This is a genomic window from Pseudomonas sp. B2021 (genome assembly GCF_018135665.1).
GTDB classification, from domain to species: Bacteria; Pseudomonadota; Gammaproteobacteria; order Pseudomonadales; family Pseudomonadaceae; genus Aquipseudomonas; species Aquipseudomonas lactis.
On the sequence record NZ_SMOF01000001.1, the window covers coordinates 507,280 to 521,949 of the forward strand.

The 14,670-nt window shown below is 56.2% G+C and carries 14 protein-coding genes; 5 read left to right on the forward strand and 9 right to left on the reverse strand.

What is annotated here, in order from left to right; all coding sequences use genetic code 11:
* Positions 1-316 precede the first annotated feature (316 nt).
* Positions 317-1,633, forward strand: a complete 1,317-nt coding sequence (locus E1K68_RS02275; RefSeq protein ID WP_003187728.1) for an OprD family porin — start codon at positions 317-319, stop codon at positions 1,631-1,633.
* A gap of 113 nt (positions 1,634-1,746) precedes the next feature.
* Here E1K68_RS02275 and E1K68_RS02280 read toward each other — a convergent pair whose 3' ends face one another.
* Positions 1,747-2,646: a LysR substrate-binding domain-containing protein gene (locus tag E1K68_RS02280; protein WP_003187729.1), complete on the reverse strand. Its 900-nt coding sequence runs from the start codon at positions 2,644-2,646 to the stop codon at positions 1,747-1,749.
* Positions 2,647-2,805: 159 nt separating this feature from the next.
* Here E1K68_RS02280 and E1K68_RS02285 point away from each other — a divergent pair, with 159 nt between their 5' ends.
* The 4 genes from E1K68_RS02285 to E1K68_RS02300 are packed head-to-tail and all read left to right on the forward strand — an operon-like array spanning position 2,806 to position 7,787.
* Entirely contained in the window at positions 2,806-4,365 is a 1,560-nt protein-coding gene (locus tag E1K68_RS02285) for an MFS transporter (RefSeq protein ID WP_034134673.1), read from the forward strand.
* Between the two features lie 8 nt (positions 4,366-4,373).
* Positions 4,374-5,348: an LLM class oxidoreductase gene (locus tag E1K68_RS02290; RefSeq protein ID WP_236301286.1), complete on the forward strand. Its 975-nt coding sequence runs from the start codon at positions 4,374-4,376 to the stop codon at positions 5,346-5,348.
* The gene (locus E1K68_RS02295; protein WP_240520833.1) at positions 5,341-6,579 is read left to right on the forward strand and encodes an MFS transporter; all 1,239 of its coding nucleotides are present in this window, start codon (positions 5,341-5,343) and stop codon (positions 6,577-6,579) included. Before E1K68_RS02290 ends, E1K68_RS02295 begins: the two co-directional genes overlap by 8 nt.
* 17 nt (positions 6,580-6,596) lie before the next feature.
* Entirely contained in the window at positions 6,597-7,787 is a 1,191-nt protein-coding gene (locus tag E1K68_RS02300; RefSeq protein WP_003187734.1) for an LLM class flavin-dependent oxidoreductase, read from the forward strand.
* Between the two features lie 43 nt (positions 7,788-7,830).
* Here the strand turns inward: E1K68_RS02300 and E1K68_RS02305 are convergent, their stop codons facing one another.
* From E1K68_RS02305 to E1K68_RS02340, 8 genes are all read right to left on the reverse strand, one after another.
* Positions 7,831-8,700, reverse strand: coding sequence for a DUF6282 family protein (locus E1K68_RS02305; RefSeq protein ID WP_034134675.1), 870 nt, complete (start codon positions 8,698-8,700; stop codon positions 7,831-7,833).
* Positions 8,697-9,470 (reverse strand): hypothetical protein, encoded by a 774-nt coding sequence (locus tag E1K68_RS02310; protein WP_120247837.1) that lies wholly within the window; start codon positions 9,468-9,470, stop codon positions 8,697-8,699. The genes E1K68_RS02305 and E1K68_RS02310 overlap by 4 nt, the downstream gene beginning before the upstream one ends.
* A 68-nt stretch (positions 9,471-9,538) precedes the next feature.
* Positions 9,539-10,510, reverse strand: coding sequence for a nitronate monooxygenase (locus E1K68_RS02315; protein ID WP_003187738.1), 972 nt, complete (start codon positions 10,508-10,510; stop codon positions 9,539-9,541).
* 73 nt (positions 10,511-10,583) lie between these two features.
* A complete protein-coding gene (locus E1K68_RS02320; protein WP_003187739.1) occupies positions 10,584-10,946 on the reverse strand; it encodes a hypothetical protein in 363 nt (120 codons plus the stop codon).
* Between the two features lie 30 nt (positions 10,947-10,976).
* Entirely contained in the window at positions 10,977-11,432 is a 456-nt protein-coding gene (locus E1K68_RS02325) for a flavin reductase family protein (protein WP_223816913.1), read from the reverse strand.
* Between the two features lie 104 nt (positions 11,433-11,536).
* A complete protein-coding gene (locus E1K68_RS02330; RefSeq protein WP_094774390.1) occupies positions 11,537-12,250 on the reverse strand; it encodes an RraA family protein in 714 nt (237 codons plus the stop codon).
* A complete protein-coding gene (locus E1K68_RS02335) occupies positions 12,234-13,424 on the reverse strand; it encodes an isocitrate/isopropylmalate dehydrogenase family protein (protein ID WP_120247838.1) in 1,191 nt (396 codons plus the stop codon). The genes E1K68_RS02330 and E1K68_RS02335 overlap by 17 nt, the downstream gene beginning before the upstream one ends.
* On the reverse strand, positions 13,421-14,446 hold the full coding sequence (locus E1K68_RS02340; RefSeq protein WP_003187745.1) for a nucleoid-structuring protein H-NS: 1,026 nt from the start codon (positions 14,444-14,446) through the stop codon (positions 13,421-13,423). The genes E1K68_RS02335 and E1K68_RS02340 overlap by 4 nt, the downstream gene beginning before the upstream one ends.
* Positions 14,447-14,670: the final 224 nt, after the last annotated feature.

Genomic DNA, 14,670 nt, shown 5'->3' on the forward strand with positions numbered 1-14,670 from the left:
GTAGGATTTGTTACTTAATGTGTTTCGAGGGGGTTTCTAGGCGCTTTTCAGGCTTTCATCCCCGCGCCTTCGCTCGCCGCTTAGACGAATATCGCCTAAATACAGACGATTCACGAAATTGACACATAGTTCAACGCCCGCATAGGATTGCGCCCAACGCCTGTGGCTAACCACCATGACTAATCCAATAAAAAAAGGCCCGCGGCAGTTCAGTCGTCCGCGGGCCTTCTTTTTGCCGGCAAAGTCGACACCAGAAAAAGCAATAGGAGCCTGGTGTCACAGCGCGTACTCAACCCGTAATAAGGAATATAAGAAAATGTTGAAGCAACGGATGAGTCTGATCGCTCTGGGGATTTTGAGCGCATCGACAGCAATGGCAAACGACCAGGAGCAATCCAAGGGGTTTGTTGAAGACAGCCACCTGAACATCGCAGCACGTAACGCCTACATCAGCCGTGACAAAAAAAATGGCGAGAAGGACAAGGCTGAATGGGGCCAAGGCTTCATCGGCAAGTTCGAGTCCGGCTTCACCCAAGGCACCGTGGGTGTGGGTGTGGATGTGATTGGCCAATACGCTATCCGCCTGGACGGTGGTAAAGGTCGCGCTGGCGCCGGCGGCATCGACTTCTTCAAGCAGGGCAACGGCACTGTTGATGACAACGGCCAGCGAAACCCAGGCTCGGCACCACACGACCTGGCCAAAGGCGGCGCTGCCGTGAAGTTCCGCGTTTCCAACACTGTACTCAAGTACGGTGATCAGTTCCCGGCTGTGCCTGTGCTGCAGTACGACAACTCTCGCCTGTTGTCGGAAACCTACACCGGTACTTCGATCGTCTCTAAAGAGATCGCCGGTCTGCAACTGGACGCGGGTCATTTCACCAAAGAAGCGCGCAAGAGCATGGAAGGCACCGACAGCGGCCGCCTGAAAAGCATCGACTACATTGGTGGTAGCTACAAATTCACCGAAAGCCTGTCGGCTGCCCTGTACGCCTCCGACATGCAGGACGTGCTGAAGAAGCAGTACGTCAACGTCAACTACGTGCTGGCCCTGCCAGAGAAGCAGTCGCTGACGTTTGACTTCAACGGCTACAAAACCAAGCTGGACCGCAGCTTCGCCCTGGAAAACCAAGGTGATGCGGACGCTCGCGACAACAAGATCTGGAGCCTGGGCGCTACTTGGGCCGTTGGCGCGCACAGCTTCACCCTCGCTCACCAGCGCAGCACCGGTGACACCGGCTACCTGTACGGTGGCTACCGCAACGCTGGCGGCATTGGCGACGGCGGCAATACGATCTTGCTGGCCAACTCCTACTGGTCCGACTTCAACGGCAAGGACGAGCGCTCCTGGCAAGCAGGTTATGGCATCGACTTCGCCACCTTCGGCGTACCGGGCCTGACCTACAACATTGCCTACGTGCGCGGCACCAACATCGACGACGGCACTGGCCGTGGCGATGGCACCGAGCGTGAAATCTGGAACCAGTTCAAGTACGTGGTACAGAGCGGCCCAGCCAAAGACCTGAGCCTACGTGCTCGCGCCTCGTGGTTGCGCGTTTCCAACAACGCCAGCAACTACAACACAGGCGGTAACGAAATCCGTCTGTTCGCCGACTACCCGATCAACGTTTTCTAATTGATCGAATGTCGTGCCTGATGCCAGGCAATAAAAACCCCGACTGGTTCGGGGTTTTTTATTGCGCGCCGGCTAAGCGGGTGACCTGGAGGTGCACATACGCCACCCGCTTATTATTCGTTCAAGGCGCTGTTAAATAGCTGACTGTGCATAAAGTCTATGAAGACTCGCAGCCTCAGTGAAAGGTGTTTGCTGGAAGGCCATACAAGCCGAAAGACTCCGGTATGAACCGTATAGTCCGTCAGCACTTGCACCAATTCGCCGTTCTTGATGGATTGGGTCGTCATGAAATCAGGCAGGCAGGCAACGCCCAAACCTGAACGAGCCACATCGACAATCACTTCAGTCGTGTTGCACACCATTGTTTGAGGCAGCTCGAAATCCGGCTCTCCAGCCGCAACGCGTAAAGGCCAAGGTTCCACTTTTCCCGTCGAAGGAAACTTGTGCAGCAGGCATGAATGCATGGCCAGATCCGCTGGGCGTTTGGGTACTCCATACGCTGCGAGATAGGCTGCAGACGCCACAATCTGCAGCTGGAAGCCCCCCAGCCGTTTAGAAATCAGCCGCGAATCAGTGGGCTCGCCTGTGCGTAACACGGCGTCAAAACCTTCCTCGATAACGTCGACCATGCGATCAGAAAAGTCGATGTCGAGTTCTATTTCCGGGTAGGTGCGCATGAACTGAATGATTGCCGGCATGACGAGGCCGCTGACGAGAGGCAGGCTGATTCGCAATTTGCCCCTCGGTTTTTCACGTGCGTTGCTCAGCTCCATTTCTGCAGCTTCAAGCTCTGAAAGTATTCGTCGACAGCGTTCAAGAAACAGTGAGCCTTCCAGCGTCAGGGCGATGCTTCGCGTGTTGCGCTGGAAAAGACGTACCCCGAGCCTGTCCTCCAGCCGACCGATACTTTTACCGACGCCCGACGAAGAGATGCCCAATCGTTTCCCTGCCTGGGTAAAGCTTCGAGTCTCAGCCACCAATACAAATAATGAAATGCTGCCAAGCGACTCCAACGGATGGCCCTCACTGCGGACACAAGAGTCCGATATGTTCGGATTATAGGCCTGTTTTTGTTTGGAGACGCAAGCCCTAACCTTTGGATGGGCCGATCACCGCAGACAACTGTGCGCGAAGGACCGACACCTGCGCATATCAATGAAGGAACCATTCAGATGAACTCAACACACAGCGCTCAGACGGCTCCCCCGTTATTGAAGTGGCTGCAGCTTTTCGCAGCTTGCCTCACAGGCGTACTCATTCCGCTTTGCTTTACCGGGCCAGCCGTAGTGCTCTCTTCCATCAGTGCTGCCATGGGTGGATCTGCTGTAGAGCTCAGTTGGGTGGTCAACGCTTATATCCTTACTTATGGCAGCGCCATGATGGCGGCGGGGAGCCTGACGGATATCTATGGACGCAAGCGGGTATGGCTGATTGGCCTGGTCATCTTCGTGTTGTCTACCGTCGCTATTCCCTTTTCTTCGACTGTTTTGCAGATCGACATCCTGCGCCTTGTGCAGGGGTTGGGCGGAGCAGCGGCGTTCGCTGGCGCCATGTCGTCATTGGCCCAGGTGTTCCACGGCGCAGAGCGCACCAAAGTATTCAGTCTGCTCGGTACGACGTTCGGCATTGGGCTAGCCTTCGGCCCGCTGGCCGCGGGAGTATTAGTCGATTCGGCAGGTTGGAAGTGGACGTTCCATGCTACTGCATTGATAGGCATCGCGGGCTTCGTGCTCGTGTGCGTGAGTGCGACGGACTCTAAAGATCCGGCTAACAACGGTATGGATTGGCCGGGAGCTCTGAGCTTTACGGCCGCATTGACGTTGTTTACCTATGGCGTCCTTCTCGCGCCAGAGGATGGTTGGGCCAGTCCCATCGTGTTGGGCTGTGTCGCTGGCGCGATCATTCTGTTCATGATCTTCGTGGCGATTGAGCGTCGTGTCAGTAGCCCGATGCTCGACCTTTCATTGTTCAAACAAGCCAAATTCGTAGGCGTGCAGATTCTTGCAGCCAGCCCGGCGTTCTTTTTTGTCGTGCTCATTATCATGCTGCCGGCACGATTTATCGGGGTCGATGGACTCAGTGCCCTGCAAACCGGAAAAATGATGATTGCGTTGGCTGCACCGTTGTTGTTTGTACCGTTTCTAGCGGCCCAGCTCGCGCGTCACTACACCTCAGGGATGCTCTCGGCAGTCGGGCTGGTGTTGGTGGCTGCCGGGCTGTTCTGGCTGGGTGTTGTGCTGGATAGCGGCGCCAGCAATGCAGTGATGCCCATGGCGCTGATCGGTATCGGCATTGGCCTGCCTTGGGGGTTGATGGATGGGATGGCCGTCAGCGTGGTGGAGAAAGAACGTGCGGGAATGGCGACTGGCATTTTCAACGCTGTTCGTGTGTCCGCCGACGGAATAGCGATCGCCATCGCTGGTGCGTTGCTGGCGACGTTTATTCAATGGGGGCTGTTCGACGCCGCTACCCATTTTGCTGTGGATCAGATTATGGGAGCCTCCAGCCGGGCAGCGCTCGGCGATCTGCACAGCGCAGGTAATCAGCTGCCAGGGCAGTCGGAGCTGTTGCGCCTCGAGTATGCGAAAGGGTTTCGGCACCTGCTGTTCATCCTTGGGGCTGGTAGCGTGCTGACGGCCATTGCTGTGTACGCAACACTGGGTCGAGTCAGCGCGCATGATCATCAACCGGCGGAAGCAGTCCGCCCGGTGATCGTGGGTGACGGCGAATGATTGGCCAGATGCAAACGAGCGACGATTCCAATCGAACTCACCCTGCGTTTTCACGTGTGTTTGCGCCTGGCCATCTTACGTTTGGGCTGATCGCGCCGCTGGAAGGGTATCCCGATCGCATGGCACCCACCATGCAGGATCATGTCGATCTGGCGCGCCAAGCCGACATCGCGGGTTTCTCCGCGATATGGCTGCGCGACGTGCCCTTGCTGGACCCGGAGTTCGGGGACGCGGGGCAGATGTTCGATCCGCTGGTGTACGCCGCTCACTTAGGCGTGGTTACTCAACGTATCTGCATCGGCACTGCCGGCGTGGTGTTGACGTTGCGCGATCCCTTGATGGTTGCCAAGCAAGCCGCGACCCTTGATGTGTTACTGCAGGGGCGCTTTCTGCTCGGGCTCTCAACGGGTGATCGGCCCAGCGAATACCCAGCGTTCAGCCGGGAGTTCGACAATCGTGCAGAGCGTTTCAGGGAGGGTTGCGAAGTGCTGCGTATAGCGACCCAACAGGCGTTTCCCACGTACGAGTTTTGCCACTATGGCAGGCTCGACGGCACCCTGGATTTGCTTCCAAAGCCCTGGTCTACGGCAATGCCGATGCTTGCCGTTGGCCGTTGTGGTCAAGACATGAAGTGGTTGGCGTCGAATATGGATGGATGGCTCTGGCACCAGAGTGACTTTGGCAGCCTGCCCAATTTGATTGAGCAGTGGAGGTCTTGTTCTGCGCCAGGAACGTTCAAGCCATATGGTTATGCGACATTCTTCAATCTGGAAGAAAATCCCGACGCTCCGTTGAAGGTGGGGCGAGGCATAAGCACCGGACGCAATGCGCTTATTGATTTGTGGGAGCGACAACAAGCGCAAGGTGTTTCACATGTCGCATTGAACCTGAAGCCGTTACGTCGCCCTGCCAAAGATGTCTTACAGGAGCTAGCAGAATATGTGCTGCCGCATTTTCCAGCCCAGGGAGCAAACCTTGTCTGAACAAAACGCGCCGTCAGCTCAGGACTTGTTGAATCAAAGCATGGTTGTCCCACGCAGTCCGCTACGTATGTGGCTGGCAGGTTGGATGGTGGTGTCGGTGTTTATTCTGTCCAATACCGCGACCCCGCTCTATGTCGTGTGGCAGGGGCAACTCGGGTTTGCATCTTCGACCCTCACGTTAATATTCGCGGCCTATATTCTGGGGCTATTGCTCAGTTTGCTGGTTGCCGGGCAAGTCTCTGACCGCTACGGGCGCAGGGTGGTACTCCTGCCGGGCCTGGTCTGCGCGATGTCGGCTGCATGGTTATTCAAGTCCGCCGAATCGGTGGAGAGTTTGCTGTTCGCAAGGCTGCTTACAGGTATTGCCGTAGGGATCATTGTCTCGGCGGGGATGGCAAGTGTGGTGGATCAAGGAGGTCTACCGCGGCGAAGGTTATCTTCGCTAGTGGCCTCGATGTCAATGGTGCTGGGAGCAGGTCTCGGGCCCTTGCTGGCTGGCAGCTTTGCCACGTTTGCAAGTCAGCCGATCGAAAAGGTGTTTACCTTGGAGCTAGGGATACTTGCACTCGCTTTCCTGATCGCCTGGACGATGCCAGACGAAGCCAATAAGGCCCTGCCACGAGGCCATGCGAAATGGAGGTTCCCTTCGGTCGAGCGACATCATCGCCTTCACATACTGTTAGGAATCGCGCTGTTCGGTCCTGGCATTACAGCGACCTCATTTGTCTTGTCGTTAGGGCCATCGCTATTGGCAAGTCTGCTTAACATCAAGACGCCGCTGATGGCAGGAGCCACTGCGTTTCTAATGTTCATCTCGGCTTTCGTCGTCCAGATGGCGCTGCGCCGACGCACTGTGGAACATATCTTCTATTTCAGTGCCACTGCGACCTTCTTCTCGATGCTGGGTATCTGCACTGCGATAGCAATTTCCTCTCCCGTCGTCCTGATTATCGCCGCCTTGCTAGCGGGTGCGGGTCAGGGGCTGGGGCAGTTGGGAGGATTGACGTTAATCGCGTTAAGGATATCGGACAACAAGCGAGCGCAGGCTAACGCATTGCTCAATATGGGGGGCTATGTCCCTGCAGGTCTGCTGCCTGTAGCAACAGGTTTCCTGATCGATCGAACTGACTTGGCCTTCGGCGCTTATACGCTGGCGGGTCTGCTCGCTAGCTGTGCCCTGCTCGCCGCCTGGTTTGTTGCGAGAAATAAGCAAGAAGTTCACCACTACTGACGACCTGGGAGGTCATCATGCGCACGACAAAGTCCACCCCTGTAAAACCTAATCCAATGCGTGTCAGTCGTAACAAGATGCAACTAGGGGTATTTTCTACGAACACCGAGGGCGGCTGTACGGTGACGAATGCGCCCGAGCGGATTCGCGGGGATGACTGGGCGGGCAATCTGGAAATTGCAAAAGACGCGGACCGGGCAGGGTTTGAAGCGTTCATTCCGGTAGGCCGTTGGAAAGGATTTGGTGGTGCCAACAACACCGGTGGCGTGTGTTACGAAACTTACACTTGGGCGGCGGGCATTGCCGCATTGACCGATCAGATCGCAGTGTTCACCACCTCGCACTTACCCACTGTGCACCCTCTGTTTGCCGCCAAACAGGCGGTTACGATTGACCACATCAGCGGCGGACGATTTGGCCTGAATATTTTGTGTGGCTGGTACGGCGCTGAGATGAGGATGTTCAGCGGTCACATGATGGAACACGACAAGCGATATGACTACGCTGAGGAATGGTTGCACATCGCGCAGAACGCCTGGCAGCAGCAGACGCCTTTTGATTTCAAAGGTGAGTACTTCACGATCTGCGACGCGATCTCTCAGCCACAGCCACTCAACAAGCCTTACCTTATCAACGCTGGCGGCTCCCCACGTGGAAAAAGGTTTTGTGCAGAACATTGTGATGCGGCGTTCTTGATCATCAAGCATTTGGATGGCGAAGCGGCGGTGCGTGAACAGATCGCGTCCTACAAGGATCTGGCCAAAAATGAGTTCGGCAGAGACCTCAAGATCTGGTGCTATGGCTACGTTGTTCAAAAAGACACTCAGGAAGAAGCTGAGGCGTACCTGGATTATTACGCCAACCAAATGGGCGACGATGAAGGATGTGACATCATCACGACCGAGTTGGGCATTCAGACCGGGATTTTCACTCCCGAGGATGCGGTTCGGTTCCGTTTCCACTTCAAGGCCGGTTTTGCCGGCGTACCGTTAGTGGGCACGCCAGAACAGATTGTAGAGCTCTTCAAGAAATATTCAGACTGGGGCATTGATGGCATCGCTCTCACCTGGTTGGACTACCACCAAGGCATCAAGGACTTCGTAGCGGGCGTTCAACCGCTCATGGAAGCGGCAGGTTTGCGCGAGCCGTTCCTCAGTGATGCATCGCCCGTGCTCAACGAGGCGCGCGAAGCTGTGGAAATGGTGTGATCGCTGGCCCCCAGGCGAATGCACCTGGGGGCCCAACTCCCCTTTAGAGCTCCAACATTTTCTGCGGATTGGCAAGGGTCACTTGCACGCGGCGAGCGTTATCCAGCTCAAACGTGTCAAACCACCGCTGGCTTTGTTCGAGCCAGTCGTTGACGTCCATCTGGCTCGTTTGGCCCAAATCTGAGCTGTAGACAACATTGGGGACGGTCGATAGCACCTCGCGAAAGTCGTCTTCTTGTTGATAGCCTAAAAGATAGGTGAGGGCGGTCTGCTCAATGAATACGTTAGGAGCCGTGGCGATCTCCAAAAGCTCGGCAGCCTTCAAATCAGTCAATGGATTGGCCGGCTGGTTGAGCATCAGGCGCGGCACGCCCAATCGAACCGATTCATCTACCAGAGCACGTACCTCGCGAGCGTCAGCGTGGCCGGTAGAAATGACCAGGGGGTAATCACACGCCATCTTGAGTATGTCCAGGGCCTGGGGCGTCAAGCGCCCGGCGTCTGTTGTGACGCGCAGAGGCTTGATGGGTTTACTTACCAACAATGGATGGCTGACATTTCGCGCGAGGGTACTGGTGTGCTTTCGTCCTGTCACCGTCGGGAAGTGCACAATGAAGCGTCCCGGTTCGTCGCCGCGCATGCACAGGCTACGCTCCACCACCCTGAAGTCCACACCGCCTGCAATCTCATTCAAAACCAAGGAACCACTGACAGGGAAACCCTGTGAGCGCGCTTCCCAGGCCTGCGCGGCAGTGCAGCCCAAGTGGTTTTTCAATACCACCCGGCCGTTGGCCGCTGCGTACAGTTTTCCGGCATCTATTGCGCCATGGCGGCGAACGAACGCGTCCGGGTTCGCGTGGTAGTGCAGGTCGATAAAGTTCAGGGAATGGCTGGTGTCTTTGAGCGCGTTCATGCCGCGTGTTCCGAGCGAGGTATAAGAAAAGTGTCGATAGCGTTCACAACCGAATCGAGATCGTCAGCCAACGGCCGCATGCCTCCCGCTCTTATGCACAGTGTGCGTTGGTGGGGTCCAGAGGTGCGTACCACGTGCGGTTGGTTGACAAGTTGGGAGCGCTCGCCAAAAACGCTCAGAACCCTTCCTTGGTATGCCAGTAGACTGTGACTGAGATCGATACCGGCTAACAACCCAAAACCACCTGAGAGGCGCTGCCCCTGTATTTCAAGATGAACACTGTTTTGGGTTTCTGGACTTTGCTGGGGGTGTTTGCCTTCGGGTAGGACGAGTGCATCCAGCAGACGCTTGGCCTCTTCAACGTGGCCAAGCTGTGCAAGTTCCGCCATTCTTCCAAGCCTGGCATCCAATATAGCGTCGGCTTTGGCTGGGGAAGAGAGCAGCAACAGAGCCGCCGTTGACGCAAGCGAGGAGGTACGCACCAGTTCCAGCGCCAGCGCGCCGCCCAAGGCGACACCGACAAGCACGTCGGGTATGCCCCAGGGTTGCAGCAACTCAGCCCAACGCTCACTGAAAGTGTTCAGCGTCTCATCGCAGGCAACGGGTATCGAGAGCGAATCAAACACCACCACCCGATAGCCTGCGCTGAGAAAATGACCTGTCAGCGGCGCGATAAAGGCGCCCTCGTCCCATGTGGGCATGACGGGGGAAAGTACAAAAACGCACTGTTTTCCTTGCCCATACACTTTGAATTGCACGTCCTGGTTCATTGTTTCGCTCCTGCAGAAATAACAAAGCCTACTTTTACAAGCAGGCCGGTTGTGCCCCGTGAGTCCGTTTAGAGGGTGCGTCCCAGCTTGGCGACAGTATCGGCATAGCCCTTGAGGGTGGCCTCGACTATCGAGCGCGCCGGCTGTACGTCCTTGATCAGATCGGCCACCTCGCCTGCCCAGATCGCTTTAGTCCCTACGTCGTCTGTTGCCAGTGCCCGTTCGTACTGGGGCCGCAACTCATCAAGGGCCAGCGAGAACGCCTGCTCGTTACCAACCCACGACTCGGAAAACTGGTTCGCGATCGCCCGACCGCTGTACTCTGCGGGCCAAGATATTCCGCGCACATCATCAAAGATGCGAGTTCTGACGGTGTCGCTTGCGACGGCGTGGAGCAGCCTGTTTTTCACACGCTCAGAGGGAAGCGCTTCGTCGCAGGCCAGGAATCGCGTTCCCATCATTACCCCGTCCATTCCGAGTGCCATGGCGGCGGCCATTCCTCGGCCATCAGCTATCCCACCTGTTCCGATCAGGATTACGCTCTCGCCCACGGCATCGCGAACTGCCGGGAACAAAGGCATGGAGGATCTGCGCAAGCTGTGCCCCCCAGCTTCTGCACCCTGCACGATCAATGCATCGGCACCGGCGTCGAGAGCGTATAACGCCTGGTCAACGTCATGTACTTGCACGATGACTTTGGCGTTCGCTTGATGAATGGGCTCGATAAATGGACGAGCGTCACCAAAGGACAGCGCTACAACCTGCGGGCCGAACTCCAGTGCCAAATGCAGTAGCTCGAAACGTTTCGCCACCGTGAACATGACCAGCCCGACGCCCCAGGGCTTGTTCAAATCCTGCATGAGCGACAACTGTTGAACCATCCAGTCAGGATCTCCGTAGCTTGCTCCCACCAGGCCTAGCCCCCCTGCGTTTGAAACGGCGGCTGCCAGGTGTCCTCCTGATGCACCTCCCATCGGTGCGAGGACCAGTGGGTGCTGGATGCCCAAGAAGGTTGTCAATGCTGAACGGATTGCGGCCATAACTTCTTCCTTGATCGAATATTGAATAGGCTTGGGTATTGCGCAGCGCCAAGCGCTGCGCATGCGATTGCAGTTAGCCGACAGTTTCGCGGGCGGTGGCAGGGGTGATGTAGGTGGCGACGGTGTACAAGTGATATTCCCAGGTACCGGTTTCTTTCAAGCGCGAATAACGTGATAAAAACTCTTCGTCGATGAAAAGCGATTCGAACTGCCCACGATCGCTCCACTGAGCCTGGTTGATGACCGTCTTGCCGTCTGTGCTCTTCATCAAACGGCTCCACTGAAAGGCACTGTACGTTCGCGCAACATAGTTGACCGTGTCCTCCAGTATTTCCACCGCGAGGTCCTGCGCGCCTTCTTCAACATGCACCACATTCACGAGATAAATCGCGGTGTCATCGGAAACAGATTGAGGATCAAACAATTCCATTTTCATGATTATCTTCCAATAGTGAAAAACGCGTGTTCAAGGCATTACAGGTATGGAACCTGTGGGTTTCCCGTCCTGCCAGAGCAGTGGAGTGATGTCTTGCGCCACGACAAGGTCGTCGACGTGACCGATGATTATTTCGTGGGTTCCATGGCTCATGCGTTGGGCAACGGTGCAGAAAAGAGAAGCCTGGGCACTGGGCAGATACGGTAGGCCGTTGGAGTGTTGCCAGTCGGCTGTCTCGAACCGGGCAGGGCCGGTGACTGCGCCACCAAAAACCTTCACCAAGTCCTCTTGGCCAACCCGAAGCAAGTTCACCGAAAACCTTCCATGACCAATCAGAGGCCTGTACATGCTTGCCCCGTGATTAATGCAGACAAGGATGGAGGAAGGGTCTGTACACACCGACGTTACGGCGGTTGCAGCCATCCCAAAAGGTGCGCCCTCATGTTCAGTCGCAATAAGAGTGACCGTGGAGGTCAGGCGACGCATCGCTTTCTTGAACTCTTGAGTGACTGAACCCTTGTCTGTGAAGCAGTGCGGTTTCAACGGCGCGCTCAAGACCCTGGCGCTGGCGGATAGCTCATGCGAAAGGCTCATTGGGATAACTCCGCTTCTACCTTCTGAGCAGCACCCAACCAAGGCTGGTCGTAGCGGTAGGTCTTGCGAGCCTCCTCTAATGACGCCCCCGCGGTTATCGCTCCGATAATCTGGCGTTCGGTGTGTTCTACGGCACGCGCACGGCGAATAACTTCGGCCGCTATATGCTGCGCAATGACAAGGCAGCCGCTGCCATCGCAGACCAGCAGGTCTCCAGGATTGACGGTGACGCCACCGATCTCAAGCGAGACCTGCACCGCTTTGAGCTGAGTCCGGTTTTTTGCGGACTGCATGAACCGTCCGCGGCTGAACAGGGGATACCCCAGCTTGACGACGGTATCGATGTCCCTGGCCACTCCATCAATTACAGTGCCTTTTATGCCTCTGGCCACGGCGAAGTGCGTCATGATATCGCCCCATACCGTGCAGTCTTGGCGCCCCGCATTGGAGCTGACGATCACGGCTCCAGGCGGGACCTGATCAATATAATTGGCCGCATTTTTGAACCCATGAGAATCTCCGACCGGCTCATACTGCACGGTAAAAGCAATGCCCACGCAGCGACTACCAGGAACTTGGGTGGTGATGCCCAGAAGGCCGCCAGAAACGCCAAGGCTGTCCAGGGCATCGGACAGTGACGCGGTATCCAATTGTTCGCATTCGTCCAGCAATGCTTGAGAGAGTTGGACCGATTCAAAGAGCTTGGGCATGTGTTGCTCCCAGGGGTGAGGTTGGAACGCAAGGTTGGGCCCAGTTCAGCGCGGCCATGGAAACGCATTCTCCAATAATGGCTTCGCCAACCTGCGCGGTGGAGTGCGACCCCCCCATGTCATAGGTGCGCACGCTTGAACGCGCCACCCGGCTGACCGCCGCCGTCACGTATTGTGCTTCCTGCGGATAACCCAGATGCTCGAGCATCAGAGCGATGGTCATGAACATCGCGCTGGGATTGGCTTTGTTGAGCCCTGCATGGGCCGGAGCGCTGCCGTGGACCGGCTCGAAATATGCGCCCAGCTTTCCGAAGTTCCCACTCGGGGCGAAACCCAGGCCACCCATGACGCCTGCGCCGAGATCAGAAAGGATATCGCCGAACATATTCTCAGCCACTACAACGGAGAAACGCTCCGGGCGTTGCACCATCCAAAGCGCTACTGCGTCCACGTTCTCGATTACGCCCTCAATGCCGGGGTATCCCTTGGCGACACTTTCAAATACACCTCGAGTGAAAGCGCTGCTGTGACGAAGTACCATGGGTTTGTCTACGAAGGTGACCCGGTCGAATCCATGCCGGGACGCATAGTCAAATGCGTATTCGAAGATGCGCTCAAGCCCGCTGCGCGTTTGTAGGCGCACGGAAATGGTCGCGTCCTCCTGCCCTTCACGACGCCATGGCGCGCCCAATGCTTCCCGCTCTTGCAGCAAGGGCAGGAATTGATCAGGTATCCGTCCATAATCCAGACCGGCGTACAGCCCTTCAGTGTTTTCCCGGATGACGACAAAACGGAATCGATTTTCGCCCGTGATGTCAGTGACCGGCCGCACGTTTGCGTAAAGATCCAGGTTTTGCCTTAGCTGGATCACCGGGCTTACATAGCGGCGGTTCTGCCCCTGAAGATGAGGGGGCAGCTCTGCTTCTGTTTCGGCAAGGGGTTTGCTAGTGATGGCGCCTAACAAGGTGGCGTCGCACTGATTGATCTTTTCCCAGGTTTCATCCGGAACGGTATTGCCCTCCCGCTTCCAGCATTCCCAACCGATGTCCCCGAACTCGAGATCGAACGGCAGGTTCAAGGCCTTAAGGACTGGCAGTGCGGCCTCCATGACTTCGATGCCAATACCGTCACCGGGAAGCACACAAATACGCTTGCGTGTCAGGTAGTCGCTCATCCAGCTATCTCCTGTGCGGTCATGGTGTCGCGACCGTAAACATTCGCGATGGCTCTGGGTGCAAGGCGTGCGACCTGATCCTGTTGATGCATGATTTCAAGAGCACGATACTCGGACGTCAGTTGAAAGCGCTCGACGGTTTCTCGCATGCGTTTTGTACTGTCGAACGGGAAGTTATACGCCCCCATAATGATGTCCAGCAGAGGGCTTGGGATGTTGTTGAATGGGATAGACGCCGCGGTCAGGTTCGAAAGTTCAAGAACCTTGACGAGGTCAAATCCATGATTAGTGCCAATGCGCTCGAGATAGGCGACGAGCATGCTCAAGTGCAAGTTGCCGGCCCCTTTCCCCATCCCGCATATGGACGTGTCGATGTACTCGGCGCCCGATTCGATGGCAGCGGCTGCGTTAGCCAGAGCCATTGAAAGATTGTTATGGGCGTGGAAACCCAATGGCACTGCCAGTCGGTTGGAGAGACGACTGATCAGTCGATCAACATCGCTTGGGAGCATGTGCCCATTAGAGTCTGCGAAACAGATGATGTCTGCGCCAGCGCCCTCAGCGCGCACCGAGGTGTCAATGACGGCACTGAGCGTTTGTGCCGTCACATGGGTGACATTGGCACTAACGCTGAAACCGTAATCGCGAGCGAGTGAAAGAGTGGCAAGCCCTTCGGTCAACTGCTCTCGGCGTAAGCAAACTCGGATCATCGAGACGCCCTGCTCCTTGAGCATGGCGAAATCCTCGTTACCCACGTTTTTAGGGTGGACCATCACCGCAAGCTCGATTCGGCCACCGCCAGCCTGGCGAACGCGCTCAATAAAATCAGCATTTATATTGCTCGTCAGTCCATGCTCAACTTTGGGCGCGAACGACCCCCTGCAATAACCAACCTCACATACATTAATCCCGGCCTCTGCCAAGCTTGATGTTATTACCAGGGCCTGTTCGTCCGTGAAGTTGAAATTATTGCGATATCCTCCGTCACGCAGCGTGACGTCCACAACTTTTACTTTCCCCATGATAATTTCTCCTGCGGTTGATGGCAGTTAAGAGGTGGGCACACATTTGACCGAAGATAGTTAATCCCCCCTTTATTTTTTTTGTAGGGGGTGACCTTCGTTGGGTATATAGAGCCAGCCGAAACTCATTGCAGTTCGGTCTTGCAAGCACCTGTTGAGGTGTTCGGTATTGATCCTCGTCAATACGTGTAGTTTTGTAAACGTGCGTTAATCACCGGTGCCTG

Coding starts and splice junctions, on each gene's coding strand:
- E1K68_RS02275 (WP_003187728.1), top strand. CDS start 317: ATGTTGAAGCAACGGATGAGTCTGATCGCTCTGGGGATTTTGAGCGCA.
- E1K68_RS02285 (WP_034134673.1), top strand. CDS start 2,806: ATGAACTCAACACACAGCGCTCAGACGGCTCCCCCGTTATTGAAGTGG.
- E1K68_RS02290 (WP_236301286.1), top strand. CDS start 4,374: ATGCAAACGAGCGACGATTCCAATCGAACTCACCCTGCGTTTTCACGT.
- E1K68_RS02300 (WP_003187734.1), top strand. CDS start 6,597: ATGCGCACGACAAAGTCCACCCCTGTAAAACCTAATCCAATGCGTGTC.
- E1K68_RS02305 (WP_034134675.1), bottom strand. CDS start 8,700: ATGAACGCGCTCAAAGACACCAGCCATTCCCTGAACTTTATCGACCTG.
- E1K68_RS02310 (WP_120247837.1), bottom strand. CDS start 9,470: ATGAACCAGGACGTGCAATTCAAAGTGTATGGGCAAGGAAAACAGTGC.
- E1K68_RS02315 (WP_003187738.1), bottom strand. CDS start 10,510: ATGGCCGCAATCCGTTCAGCATTGACAACCTTCTTGGGCATCCAGCAC.
- E1K68_RS02320 (WP_003187739.1), bottom strand. CDS start 10,946: ATGAAAATGGAATTGTTTGATCCTCAATCTGTTTCCGATGACACCGCG.
- E1K68_RS02325 (WP_223816913.1), bottom strand. CDS start 11,432: ATGCGTCGCCTGACCTCCACGGTCACTCTTATTGCGACTGAACATGAG.
- E1K68_RS02330 (WP_094774390.1), bottom strand. CDS start 12,250: ATGCCCAAGCTCTTTGAATCGGTCCAACTCTCTCAAGCATTGCTGGAC.
- E1K68_RS02335 (WP_120247838.1), bottom strand. CDS start 13,424: ATGAGCGACTACCTGACACGCAAGCGTATTTGTGTGCTTCCCGGTGAC.
- E1K68_RS02340 (WP_003187745.1), bottom strand. CDS start 14,446: ATGGGGAAAGTAAAAGTTGTGGACGTCACGCTGCGTGACGGAGGATAT.